The organism is Streptomyces sp. NPDC007991, from assembly GCF_042958445.1.
Taxonomy (GTDB): Bacteria; Actinomycetota; Actinomycetes; order Streptomycetales; family Streptomycetaceae; genus Streptomyces.
In genome coordinates this window covers 39,072-50,462 of record NZ_JBIBJD010000001.1, presented here as the reverse complement: position 1 = coordinate 50,462, position 11,391 = coordinate 39,072, and the positions used below count along the sequence as shown (strand labels likewise).

Annotated in this window: 12 protein-coding genes; 4 read left to right on the top strand and 8 right to left on the bottom strand. The window is 71.1% G+C overall.

The features are described 5' to 3' along the window. Window positions 1-76: 76 nt before the first annotated feature. The 5 genes from ACFZDA_RS00225 to ACFZDA_RS00205 form a co-directional block, all read right to left on the bottom strand. Window positions 77-556: a MarR family transcriptional regulator gene (locus ACFZDA_RS00225; protein WP_391072583.1), complete on the bottom strand. Its 480-nt coding sequence runs from the start codon at window positions 554-556 to the stop codon at window positions 77-79. 11 nt (window positions 557-567) lie between these two features. Further along, window positions 568-1,629 carry an alkene reductase gene (locus tag ACFZDA_RS00220; protein ID WP_391072580.1) on the bottom strand — a complete coding sequence of 354 codons (1,062 nt, stop codon included), beginning with the start codon at window positions 1,627-1,629 and terminating at the stop codon, window positions 568-570. A 63-nt stretch (window positions 1,630-1,692) separates the two neighbouring features. After that, entirely contained in the window at window positions 1,693-2,598 is a 906-nt protein-coding gene (locus ACFZDA_RS00215; RefSeq protein ID WP_391072577.1) for an alcohol dehydrogenase catalytic domain-containing protein, read from the bottom strand. Between the two features lie 267 nt (window positions 2,599-2,865). After that, the gene (locus tag ACFZDA_RS00210; RefSeq protein WP_391072573.1) at window positions 2,866-3,519 is read right to left on the bottom strand and encodes a response regulator; all 654 of its coding nucleotides are present in this window, start codon (window positions 3,517-3,519) and stop codon (window positions 2,866-2,868) included. Next, window positions 3,519-4,466: a histidine kinase gene (locus ACFZDA_RS00205; RefSeq protein WP_391072571.1), complete on the bottom strand. Its 948-nt coding sequence runs from the start codon at window positions 4,464-4,466 to the stop codon at window positions 3,519-3,521. Before ACFZDA_RS00205 ends, ACFZDA_RS00210 begins: the two co-directional genes overlap by 1 nt. A gap of 217 nt (window positions 4,467-4,683) precedes the next feature. On the opposite strand from ACFZDA_RS00205, the gene ACFZDA_RS00200 reads away from it, so the two are divergent. Then, on the top strand, window positions 4,684-5,169 hold the full coding sequence (locus ACFZDA_RS00200) for a TrkA C-terminal domain-containing protein (RefSeq protein ID WP_391072568.1): 486 nt from the start codon (window positions 4,684-4,686) through the stop codon (window positions 5,167-5,169). 4 nt (window positions 5,170-5,173) lie between these two features. Continuing rightward, window positions 5,174-6,400: a cation:proton antiporter gene (locus ACFZDA_RS00195; protein WP_391072565.1), complete on the top strand. Its 1,227-nt coding sequence runs from the start codon at window positions 5,174-5,176 to the stop codon at window positions 6,398-6,400. 256 nt (window positions 6,401-6,656) lie between these two features. On the opposite strand, the gene ACFZDA_RS00190 is transcribed toward ACFZDA_RS00195, so the two are convergent. Beyond that, complete coding sequence (locus ACFZDA_RS00190; RefSeq protein ID WP_391072562.1) at window positions 6,657-7,064, bottom strand: MazG nucleotide pyrophosphohydrolase domain-containing protein; 408 nt, start codon at window positions 7,062-7,064, stop codon at window positions 6,657-6,659. A gap of 98 nt (window positions 7,065-7,162) precedes the next feature. On the opposite strand from ACFZDA_RS00190, the gene ACFZDA_RS00185 reads away from it, so the two are divergent. Further along, a complete protein-coding gene (locus tag ACFZDA_RS00185) occupies window positions 7,163-8,164 on the top strand; it encodes a TAXI family TRAP transporter solute-binding subunit (protein ID WP_391072560.1) in 1,002 nt (333 codons plus the stop codon). A 34-nt stretch (window positions 8,165-8,198) separates the two neighbouring features. Here the strand turns inward: ACFZDA_RS00185 and ACFZDA_RS00180 are convergent, their stop codons facing one another. Both ACFZDA_RS00180 and ACFZDA_RS00175 read right to left on the bottom strand, forming a co-directional pair. Beyond that, window positions 8,199-9,602 (bottom strand): ATP-binding protein, encoded by a 1,404-nt coding sequence (locus ACFZDA_RS00180; RefSeq protein WP_391072557.1) that lies wholly within the window; start codon window positions 9,600-9,602, stop codon window positions 8,199-8,201. A 9-nt stretch (window positions 9,603-9,611) separates the two neighbouring features. Next, window positions 9,612-10,298: a response regulator transcription factor gene (locus ACFZDA_RS00175; RefSeq protein WP_307177814.1), complete on the bottom strand. Its 687-nt coding sequence runs from the start codon at window positions 10,296-10,298 to the stop codon at window positions 9,612-9,614. A gap of 290 nt (window positions 10,299-10,588) precedes the next feature. Between ACFZDA_RS00175 and ACFZDA_RS00170 the strand changes: the two genes are divergently transcribed. Continuing rightward, window positions 10,589-11,365: an ATP-binding cassette domain-containing protein gene (locus ACFZDA_RS00170; RefSeq protein WP_391072553.1), complete on the top strand. Its 777-nt coding sequence runs from the start codon at window positions 10,589-10,591 to the stop codon at window positions 11,363-11,365. The last annotated feature ends 26 nt before the right edge of the window (window positions 11,366-11,391 follow it).

Sequence of the window (11,391 nt, the reverse complement as noted above, 5' to 3'; positions counted from 1 at the left end):
CATCGAGCTTGCTCGCGTCGGTGGCCGGACGGACCAGGGCGCGGACGTCCTTACTTCCCTTGAGCGGTTGGCGGAGTTACTCGGAACCTTCCCGGGGAAGCGCGCGGCTGTTGATCGCGTCGGCGATGGCGTAGGCGGTGCGGACGAAGGACTCCGCCTGCTGCGCCGACAGGTTCAGCGCGGAGACCTCCTCCAGGGCCCGCCACATGGCGGCCAGGGGCTCGCGCAGGGCACGGCCCTTGTCGGTGAGGTGGACGACCATGACGCGCCGGTCGTGCTCGGCCGGCTCGCGCATGAGCAGGCCCGCGTCCTGCATGCGGCGCAGGGACTTGGAGACGGTGGAGTGGTCCAGGCCGACGCTGTCGAGCAGCTCGGACTGGGTCTGGCCGTCCCGGTCGAGGAGTTGCATCAGCAGCAGTTCCTGTCCGGGATGCAGGTCCATCTCGCGGAGCATGGCGGCGGCGCGGGCGCGATGAGCGCGGGCGAGCTGGAAGATCGCGTAGCTCATCGGCCCCTCGCCGGCCGTGCTGGGGATGCGAGGTGTGGGGGCGGGCATGGCTGGGTTCCTCAGACGGTGTGGGTGGGGTAGTCGGTGTAGCCGGCCACTCCGCCGCCGTAGAAGGTGGCCGGGTCGGGGGTGTTCAGCGGCGCGTCAGAGCGTAGCCGCTCCACCAGGTCCGGGTTGGCGAGCGCGAGGGCGCCGACGGAGACGAGGTCGGCCGTGCCCTGGTCGATGTCCTTGGCGCGGGTGGGCAGGTCGGTGCCGGCCCGGTTGAGGATCAGGGTGGTCGGCCACAGCTTGCGCAGGGTGCCCAGCAGTTCCTCGTCGCCGGAGTGAAGGATGTGGAGGTAGGCGAGGCCGAGCGGGCTGAGGGCGCGCAGGAGCGCCGGATACAGCTCGGCGGTGTCGGACTCGGCGATGTCGTTGTAGGTGTTGCCTGGGGAGATGCGCAGGCCGGTGCGGTCACCGCCGATCTCGTCGGCCACGGCAGCGGCGACCTCGACTGCGAAGCGGATGCGGCCCTGGAGGGAACCGCCGTAGCGGTCGGTGCGCCGGTTGCTGTGGTCGGACAGGAACTGGTGCACCAGGTAGCCGTTGGCGCCGTGGATCTCCACGCCGTCGGCGCCCGCCGCGACGGCGGCCGCTGCGGCGCGGCGGAAGTCGTCGACGGTCGCAGCGACCTCCTGCGTCGGCAGGGCACGGGGTGTGGGCATCTCCTGGGGCCCGGACGCGGTGAACATCGTGCCCTGCGGCCGGATCGCCGAGGGGGCGACGGGCGGGCGCCCATGCGGAGTGTTGTCGGGGTGGGAGATGCGTCCGGTGTGCATCAGCTGGATGACGATCCGGCCGTCGGCCGCGTGCACGGCGTCGGTGACCTTGCGCCATCCGGCGATCTGCTCGTCGTTGTGGATGCCGGGGGTGAGGAGGTAGCCCTGGCCGTCGGCGGAGGGCTGGGTTCCCTCGGTGATGATGAGCGCGTGCGAGGCCCGCTGGGCGTAGTACTCGGCGTTCAGTTCGGTCGGTACGCCTTCGGGTGTGGAGCGGTCACGGGTCATGGGGGCCATGACCAGGCGGTGCGGGAGGGCGATGTCGCCGACGGTGGTCGGTGTCCACAGGGCGTTCAGCATGGGTGGTCCTTCGGCGCGGTGGTGGCCAGGTGATGATCGGAACAAGCGGGGGTGCGGGCGTGATCAGTCGAGGGTGAGGACGAGCTTGCCGCGGACATGCCCGGCGTCGCTGACCTGCTGGGCCGTGGCGGCCTGGGCGAGCGGGTAGGCCGTGACGGTGGTGACGAGCTTGCCGGTCGCGGCGTCCTGAGCCAGCGCGGCCAGGCGGGCGGCCGAGCGTTCCTGGCCACCGCTGGAGAAGGTGATGCCGAGCTGGTGCGCGCGGAAGTCGGCGATGGTGACGATGCGTTCGGTACCGCCGCGCAGAGCGACGGAGTCCTCAAGGGCTCCTTTCCCGGCCACGTCGAACACCGCGTCCACGCCGTCGGGGGCCAGTGCCCGGACCCGCTCGACCAGGCCCTCGCCGTACACGGTCGCGGTGGCGCCGAGCGAGGCGAGGTAGTCCTGGTTGACGGGGCCGGCGGTGGCGATGACACGCGCTCCGCGGGCCGTGGCGAGCTGGACCGCCAGGGTGCCGACCGCTCCGGCCGCGCCGTGCAGCAGCAGGGTCTCCCCGGCGGTGACGCCGAGCAGGTCCAGGACCCGCTCGGCCGTCTCGCCCGCCACCGGCAGGGCGACCGCGTGCTGCCAGTCGAGGCCGGCGGGCTTAGGGGCCACGGTGGTGGCCAGCGCGTACTCGGCGTACGAGCCGGTGTCCGACCAGCCCACCACCTCGTCACCCACCTTCGCGTCCCGCACGCCCTCACCCAGCGCGTCCACCACGCCGGCGAGCTCGTGACCGGGGACGGAGGGCAGCGGTGTGGGGAACACGGCCTCCATCGCCCCGGAGCGGATCTTGCCGTCCAGCGCGTTCAGCCCGGCCGCCCCGACGCGGACGCGGATCTGCCCGGGACCGGGCCGCGGGACCTCGATGTCCGCCTCGTGCAGCACTTCTGTACCCCCGAAGCGGTCGAACAGGATGGCTTTCATGACGACTCCTCTCGCATCGCCACCCATTTAGGTGGCTAGACACATAACTAACGTAGCGGCAAACATGTGGCTAGCCAAGTAATGGGTTCTCTCGGGACGGCGGTCGAAGAGGGTGGCGCCGCCGGAGCACGCCCCGTCGGCCGATGCGGGGCATGCCGAGCATCACGCTCCGGCTGCGGCGCAGACGGCGACGGCCTCGCCGATCTGGGCATGTTCGTCAGCCGTGAGGCCCCCGAGACCGGCCTCGACCCGGTCGATCGGGCGCGCTCACGCCTCTATGAGACCGGCGCGGATCGCGTACCTGGTCAGCTCCAGACGGTCGCGCATGCCCAGCTTCTGGAGGAGGTTGGCGCGGTGGCGTTCGACCGTCTTGGCGCTGATGAAGAGGAGCTCGCCGATCTCCTTCGAGGTGTGGCCCTCGGCGACCAGCTTGAGGATCTCCTCCTCGCGTTCGGTGATGGCCCGTTCCGGCAGGCCGTCGCCCCGGTGCAGCCGCTCCAGGTGGGAGCGGACGAGGGCCCGCTCGGCGCCCGGGTAGATGAACGGCTCGTCGCGCACGGCCGCCCGGCAGGCCTCGACCAGGTCGCGGTCGGCGACGGACTTGAGGACGTAGCCGCTGGCTCCGGCCCTGAGCGCCTCGAAGAAGTACTCCTCGTTGTCGTACATCGTCAGGATCAGGATGTGCAGGCCGGGCAGCCGGCGGGAGAGTTCGCGGGCTGCCTGGAGGCCGGTCATACGGGGCATGGCGACGTCCAGGACGGCCAGGTCGACGGCGGTTTCCCGGGCTTTGGCGACGGCCTCGGCCCCGTCTGCGGCCTCTGCGACGACCGTCAGGTCGGGCTCCCCGTCCAGGATGAGGCGCACGCCCCGGCGCACGAGGGTGTGGTCGTCGGCGAGCAGGACACGGATCGGGGTCGGCATCAGCGTGCTCCTTCCACCACCGGCAGGAGCAGCCGCACGTCGGTGCCCCCGCCCGGGGCCGGTTCGAGAGTGAGGGCGGCGCCGATCAGGAGGGCGCGTTCGCGCATACTGGTGAGGCCGACGCCTTCCGGGGCGTCACCGAGGCCGGTGCCGTTGTCGCGTACGAGGAGTTCGACGCCGCCGGGGACCGGCCGGAGGCGGAGTTCGGCACGGTCGGCTGCGGCGTGCCGGGCGGTGTTGGTCAGGCCTTCCTGGGCCACGCGGTAGACGACGAGTTCCGATTCCGGGGTGAGGGCGGGGAGGTCGCCGGTGACGTGGTGGCGCACGGTCAGCCCGTGGGTCGTGAACTCGGCGGCGAGCGAGCGCAGGGCGCTGGCCAGGCCGAGTTCCTCCAGGACACCGGGGCGCAGCCGACGGGCGATACGGCGGATCTCGTCCAGGCCGGCCCGGGTCGCCTCCTGCGCCTGGCCGACCTCCTCGCGCAGGTCCTCGGGCGCCCGGTCCGCGACGCGCTTGAGCTGGAGGAGGACGGCGGTCAGGGTCTGCCCGACCTCGTCGTGGAGCTCCCGGGCGATCCGGTGCCGTTCGCTCTCCTGTGCGGACAGCGCCCGGGCGGCGCCCGCGGTCCGCTCGGCCTCCAGCCGGTCGAGCATCGCGTTGTACGTCGTGATCAGCCCGGCCGTCTCCGCCGGGCCGGCGACCACCGGGCGGGAGCCCGGACGCAGCAGGTCGACGGTGGCCATGGCCCGGTCGAGCCGTTGCAGGGGTCCGAGGCCGAAGCGCAGCACGAGCGCGTTGCCGGCGAGCAGCAGCACCAGGCCGCCCAGCAGGACGAGCGCCTCGCCCGCCAGGACGGGGGTCGACACGGTGACCGGGCCGAGCAGCAACGCGGTGGCCACGAGCAGGCCCGCCGCGTTGAGCGAGAAGATCCGCCAGAACAACGACACGTTCCTGGATCCGCTCCTTCCGGCTTTCCCCTGTGACCCGGCGTTCGCATATGACACCGCCCGCTCCACTCTCTCCGGCGACCGGCCACCGCGTATATCCGTCACGACACCCATGTCGTCACCGTACGGCTGGATGACAGCATGCGGAGTTGACCCATCCGTTGATCGATACCGTTCACCAGACCGACAAGAGCCGGACGAAACAAGGGGAAGAAACGTGTCAGCTCCGCGCCTGAGGGCGACACCGCTGCCGGGCATCGGGGTCCAGTACGACCTGGAGACCCGGGAACACCGCCATCTGTCGGTGGTGGCGCACCGCGACGGCACGCGCACGGTGAACGTGTACCGGGCCGACGATCCGGACTCCTGTGCGCAGTCACTGCGGCTGACCGGTTCGGAGGCGGGGTCGCTGATCGACGCGCTGAAGCCGTCCCACCACAGCCCGAGTCTGCTGTACACCACGGACCTGGGGCTGGTCGCCGAGCGGATCGAGGTGGCCGCGACCTCGCGCTGGAACGGGCGGGTGCTGGGCGACACGCGGATGCGTACGGAGACGGGCGCGTCGGTCGTGGCGGTGCTGCGGCGGGCCGAGGCCATCCCCTCCCCCGCGCCGGACTTCCGGCTGGCGGGCGGGGACACGCTGATCGTGGTCGGCACCCGTGAGGGCGTCGACGCCGCCGCGGCGATACTCGGTCGGGGGTGAGCCGGTGCACTCCGCGGTTCTGCTGATCGAGTTCGGTTCCATCATCCTCGGCCTCGGTCTGCTCGGCCGGTTCGCCGCCCGTTTCCGGCTCTCGCCGATACCGCTGTACCTGCTGGCCGGTCTGGCCTTCGGCGAGGGCGGTCTGCTGCCGCTGGGCGCGAGCGAGGAGTTCATCGCCACGGGCGCCGAGATCGGCGTCATCCTGCTGCTGCTGATGCTGGGCCTGGAGTACACGGCCAGCGATCTGGTCTCCAACCTCAAGACCCACTACCCGTCCGGTCTGGTCGACTGCGCGTTCAACGCGCTGCCGGGGGCTGCGGTGGCGCTGCTGCTCGGCTGGGGGCCGGTGGCCGCCGTCGTCCTGGCCGGTGTCACCTGGATCTCGTCCTCCGGCGTGATCGCGAAGGTGCTCGGTGATCTCGGGCGGGTCGGCAACCGGGAGACGCCGGTGATCCTCAGCGTGCTCGTGCTGGAGGATCTCGCGATGGCGGTGTATCTGCCCATCGTCACGGCGCTGGTGGCGGGGGCCGGGCTGCTGGCCGGCAGCCTGACCCTGGCGATCGCGCTGGGCGCGGCGGGACTCGTGCTGTTCCTGGCCCTGCGCTACGGCAGGGTGATCTCCCGCTTCGTCTCCAGCGACGACCCCGAGAAGCTGCTGCTGGTCGTGCTGGGTCTGACGATCCTGGTCGCGGGTGTGGCACAGCAGCTCCAGGTGTCGGCGGCTGTGGGGGCCTTCCTGGTGGGCATCGCGCTGTCGGGAGAGGTGGCGGAGGGTGCGCACACGCTCCTCAGCCCGCTGCGTGACCTGTTCGCGGCGGTCTTCTTCGTCTTCTTCGGCCTGCACACCGACCCGTCCAGCATCCCGCCCGTTCTGCTGCCCGCCCTGGGTCTGGCCGTCGTCACCGCCCTGACGAAGATCGCCACCGGATACTGGGCGGCGCGGCGGGCCGGGATCTCCGTCAAGGGCCGCTGGCGGGCGGGCGGCGCGCTGGTCGCCCGTGGCGAGTTCTCCATCGTCATCGCCGGTCTGGCCGTCTCGGCGGGCATCGAACCGTCCCTCGGCCCCCTGGCCACGGCCTACGTCCTGATCCTGGTCGTCCTGGGCCCGCTCACCGCGCGCTACACGGAGCCGGTGGCGACCTGGTGGACCCGTCGCCGCGAGTCACGCCGGGAAGACGCGACGGAGACGACACCGCGGGCCAAGGAGGCGGACGCGCAGGTGGCCGACTGAGGGAGGCGGCCTGGAGGGGGACAGTGGAGCCGCCCCAGGCCGGGGCGGCGGCCAGGAGCCGGACAGGGGAAGCCACCGCCCGCCCATCAGCCATCAGACACCGGACGGGGGAACCGCCGCCCGCCCGGGCAACCATCGGCCGACGGACCACAGATACCCGCCCGGGCAACCGCCGGCCGACGGACGACACCGCCCGCCCGGGCAACCGGCACCCGGCAACCGCCGGACCAGCTGAGCCGCAGGCCCGGGCGGCGGCTCAGGCTCCCGCCCCCGGTTCCCACCCCTGTCTCCGCAGCACCCCCGGCACATCCGGTGCCTCGTAGTGCTCCCCCTTGAGCACCTTGCCGTCCTCGCGGCGGGAGACGGTGCCATCGGGGCCGATCTTGGTCATGTTGGAACGGTGGATCTCGGCCAGGACCGCGTCGAGGTCGATGCCGTGGACGAGGGCCGTGCCGTACGCCACGTAGACGACGTCGGCGAGTTCGTGGGCGAGCCGGTCGAGCGGGCCCGTCACCGACACCTCGGCGACCTCCGCGGCCTCCTCCGCGAGGAGTTCGCCGCGGTGGGCGGCGAGCTCCGGGGGCACCTCCGTCGGGGTACTGCGAGCGTCCAGGCCGAAGGCGAGGTGGAATTCACGGACCAGGTCAGCGGGCGAGGAGCTCATGGGGCCGACTGTAGTGGCCGCCACTGACACTCCCCCCGGCCCCGCCGTGTGAACCCGCCCCTGGTCACCGGGGCACCACGGCTGGCAGGATCTCGCGCATGTCCACGATGTTCCCCCCGCTCGGCAGGCGCCGGGCCCTCCAGGGCGGCGGCGCCGCCCTCGTGGTCCTCGGGCTGCTGCTGTGGTGGCTGCGCCCCTGGGCCGAGGAACCTCCGGGCGGGACGATCCGGTTCAGCACGGGCACACGCGCGGGGGTGTACTACGAGTACGGCGACCTCCTGCGCAAAGCGATCGACAAGGACATGCCCGATCTGAAGGTGCGGTTGCTGACCAGCGCCGGTTCGCAGGAGAACGTCGCGGACGTGGCGACGGGCCAGGCCGACTTCGCGATCGCCGCCGCCGACGCGGTCGCCACGTACAAACTGGAGCACGGCACGGGCGCCGACCGCCTGCGCGGGGTCGCCCGCCTGTACGACGACTACGTCCAGCTCGTCGTACCGCCGGACTCGGACATCCGCTCCGTCGCGGATCTGCGGGGCAAGCGCGTGGCCATAGGACTGCCGGACTCCGGCGTGCGGCTGATCGCCAACGGCGTGCTCAAAGCGGCCGGGATCGACCCGGAGAAGGACATCAAGCCGTCGTCGGACGGCATCGACACCGGGCCGAAACGGCTGGGGCACGGCCTCGACGCGTTCTTCTGGTCGGGCGGGCTGCCCACGGACGGGCTCGGCCGGCTGGCCAAGAAGTCGGCGTCGGCCTTCCGCTTCGTGCCGGTCGACGCCGGCCTCGTGGCCAAGCTGCACGACCAGGGCGGTGCCACGCGCTACTACCGCGCCACCAAGATGCCGGAGTCGGCCTACCCCACCATCCAGCGCGGCGACCCGGTCCCCACCCTGGCGGTGTCCAACCTGCTGGTCACGCGCCAGGACATGGACCCCCGGCTCACCGAGTGGCTGACCCGTACGGTGCTCGACAGCCGGGACGGCATCGGCGCGACCGTCCACTCCGCCCAGCTGGTCGATGTCCGCACGGCGATCTACACCGACCCGCTCAAGCTGCACGACGGGGCCCGGCGCTACTACCGGGCGGTCAAGCCATAGCCCGTCCGCCCCTCCTCACCGGGCTTCGGCTTCGCTACGCCGGTCCGACCCTGGGCACCGTCACCGTCACCTTCAGCCCCTGCGGCTCGTGATGGTCGTACGCGATCGAACCGCCGCCCGCCGCGAGCAGCGCCCGCGCGATGGACAGTCCGAGGCCCGAACCCTTGATGTTCTGGTGGCGGCTGCTGCGCCAGAAGCGGTCGCCGATGCGGGCCAGTTCCTCGTCCGTCAGACCCGGTCCCTGGTCGGTGACGACGACGCTGGAGGTGTCGCCGTCACGCGCGACGGTCACCTCGACCGTCCGGCCCTCGGGCGTGAACTTCACCGCGTTGTCGATGATCCCGTCCAGCGCGCTGGACAGCGCCACCGGGTCGGCCCACCCGGTCGTCGGCGGGCAGTCGCTCACCAGGTGTACGCCCTTGGCCTCGGCGGTCGGGGACCAGGCCGCGACCCGTTCGGCGGCGAGCTCGCCGATGTCGGTGATCTTCAGATCGGCGTCGGTGTGCTCGGCCAGCGCCAGGTCGAGCAGATCGTCCAGGACCTGCGCGAGGCGCTTGCCCTCGGACTGGACCGAGGCGATCTCCTGGTTGCCCTCGGGCAGCTCGAAGGAGAGCAGCTCGATGCGCAGCAGCAGCGCCGCGAGCGGGTTGCGCAGCTGGTGCGAGGCATCGGCGACGAAGGCGCGCTGCTGCTCCAGCACGTCCTCCACGTTGTCCGCCATCTCGTTGAACGACCGGGCCAGGCGCCTGAGTTCCGGCGGACCTCCGGCGGCGGCGACCCGGGACTTCAGCCGCCCCGTGGCGATGTCGTGGGTGGTGGCGTCCAGCACCCGTACGGGCTTGAGCACCCAGCCGGTCAGCCGCAGGGCGGCACCGACGGCCAGCAGCATCGCGGCGAACTCCCCCGCGCCGATAACCAGCCAGCCGTGCAGCGTGCGCGAGCGCAGCTGCCCGGTGGGCGAGTCGGTGACGACGACCGCGACGACGTCGCCGTCCCGGATGACCGGTGAGGCCACCACCAGGTTGCGGCGCTGCCAGGGCCACACCTGCCGCGGGTCGTGGCTGCGGCGGCTGAGCAGCGCCTCGTCGAACGCGTCGCGTACCTCACCCTCCTTGGGCAGGGACCACCCGGCTGGCGCGTGGGCCATGGCACTGCCGCTGCGGTAGAAGACACCGGCCCGGATGCCGTAGACCGTGTAGTAGCTGTCGAGTTCGCGGCTGAGCGTGGCCAGGCGCTCGTTCTCGAACGCGCTGGCGGTCCCGGTGGGCGAGTCGGTCACGAACTGGGCGAGAGCCGCGAAGCGTGCCGTGTCGTCGATGCGGTCGACGACGACCTTCTGCTGCTGGGCGCCGGCCAGGCTGACGGCGAGCGGGACACCGAGCGCGAGCAGCACGGCCGCCATCAGGATGATCAGCAGCGGGAGCAGACGAGTGCGCACCCGGCCCCGCTATCCGGCAGGCGCGACGAGCCGGTAGCCGACTCCGCGTACGGTTTCGATGAGGGCCGGCATCCGCAGCTTGGCGCGCAGGGACGCCACATGCACCTCCAGGGTGCGCCCGGTCCCCTCCCAGCTCGTCTGCCACACCTCGCTGATGATCTGCTCCCGGCGGAAGACCACCCCGGGCCGCTGCGCGAGCAGGGCCAGGAGGTCGAACTCCTTGCGCGTCAGCTGGATCACGGTTCCCTCCACGCTGACCCGGCGTGTGGGCAGCTCGATGTGCACCGGGCCGAGGCGCAGTTCCGTCTCGATACCGCTGGAGGTGTCCTCGTGCGAGGTGCGCCGGCTGACCGCGTGGATACGGGCGAGCAGTTCCCCGGTGTCGTACGGCTTCACCACGTAGTCGTCGGCGCCGAGATTGAGGCCGTGGATGCGGGAGCGCACGTCGGAGCGCGCGGTGACCATGATCACCGGTGTGCTGGTGCGCTTGCGGATCTTGCCGCAGACCTCGTATCCGTCCTGGTCGGGCAGGCCGAGGTCGAGCAGGACGACACCGAAGCCGTCGACCTCGGGGACCAGTGCCTGAAGGGCCTCCTCGCCGCTGCGCGCGTGCGTGACGTCGAACCCGTGCCGCGCCAGGACCGCGGACAGAGCGGCGGCGACGTGGTTGTCGTCCTCGACGAGCAGCAGTCTCACCCGGGCCCCCTTCGGTTCACTGGCCGTACGATCTATCTGTGTACAAAAACGCGTGCACGCGCGCGCGTGCACCTTGTGCAGTCACGCTGATGGATGAGGACGGCGTCAAGAGGGTTCCGGTTGCGGCGAGCTTCCGTTACCCGGCCGATATGAGCGCTGCTCATAAGTGCTACGACATGTGTCCGATTGCTATCGGATCGTGATGCTCAGATTCCCCTCAGATGTAATGACGCAGGTCGTAGAGGGTTACTACTGTCCTCCGAAACCGAGGAGGACGGAGCCTGAGAGCGATGACCGAAGTATCGGTGGCCAAGGAAGATGTGGCCGCGACCGGAGAACTGGTCGTCCTGAAGAGCGTCAACAAGCACTTCGGCGCGTTGCACGTACTCCAGGACATCGACCTGACGATCGCCCGCGGTGAAGTCGTCGTGGTCATCGGGCCCTCCGGGTCCGGCAAGTCCACCCTGTGCCGCACCATCAACCGCCTGGAGACGACCGACTCCGGCACGATCACCATCGACGGCAAGCCGCTGCCCGCCGAGGGCAAGGCGCTGGCCAAGCTGCGCGCCGACGTCGGGATGGTCTTCCAGTCCTTCAATCTCTTCGCGCACAAGACCGTGCTCGAGAACGTGATGCTCGGCCAGATCAAGGTCCGCAAGAAGGACAAGAGCGCCGCCGAGGAGCGGGCCCGCGCCCTGCTCGACCGGGTCGGCGTCGCCGCGCAGGCCGAGAAATACCCGGCACAGCTCTCCGGCGGCCAGCAGCAACGCGTCGCGATCGCGCGGGCGCTGGCCATGGAGCCGAAGGTCATGCTCTTCGACGAGCCGACCTCCGCGCTCGACCCCGAGATGATCAACGAGGTGCTGGAGGTCATGCAGCAGCTCGCCCGGGACGGCATGACCATGATCGTCGTCACCCATGAGATGGGTTTCGCACGATCGGCCGCGAACCGCGTGGTGTTCATGGCGGACGGCCGAATCGTCGAGGAAGCTGCGCCCGACCAGTTCTTCAGCAACCCGCGCAGCGACCGTGCCAAGGACTTCCTTTCGAAGATCCTTCACCACTGACGGCGCGGGCAGCGCCCGGCGCGACC